The 459-nt window shown below is 45.3% G+C and carries 1 protein-coding gene; it reads right to left on the bottom strand.

What is annotated here, in order from left to right; genetic code table 11:
• Positions 1–187: 187 nt before the first annotated feature.
• A partial coding sequence (locus P5674_RS25930; protein WP_315670491.1) for a hypothetical protein occupies positions 188–459 on the bottom strand: 272 nt, incomplete at its 5' end.

Raw genomic sequence — 459 nt, 5'->3', positions numbered from 1 at the left:
CTTTTCGGGAGACTCTCCCAACTTCCGACTTCTGAAAACCGCCGCATTTCTAACTCAACCAGGAAACTGTTATGTGGGTAGGTGATATTTGAGTAACTCTCCCAACTGGTGACTTTCCGTTTGAGGGAAACTCTCCCAACTTCCGACTTCTGAAAACCGCCACATTTTTAAGTCAACCGGAAAACTGTTATGTGGGTAGGTTATATGAGAGTAACTCTCCCAACTGGTGACTTTCCGTTTGAGGGAGACTCTCCCAACTTCCGACTTCTGAAAACCTCCACATTTCCAACTCAACCAGAAAACTGTTATGTGGGTAGGCGATATTTGAGTAACTCTCCCAATTTCGGACTTCTGAAAACCGCCGCATTTTCAAGTCAACCCGGAAACTCTTATGTGGGTAGGTGATATGAGAGTAACTCTCCCAACTGGTGACTTTCCCTTTTCGGAAAACTCTCGCAA

The organism is Limnospira sp. PMC 289.06 (assembly GCF_032350395.1).
Taxonomy (GTDB): domain Bacteria; phylum Cyanobacteriota; class Cyanobacteriia; order Cyanobacteriales; family Microcoleaceae; genus Limnospira; species Limnospira platensis.
The sequence above is the reverse complement of the archived record's forward strand: the minus strand, read 5'-3'. Positions and strand labels throughout refer to the sequence as shown.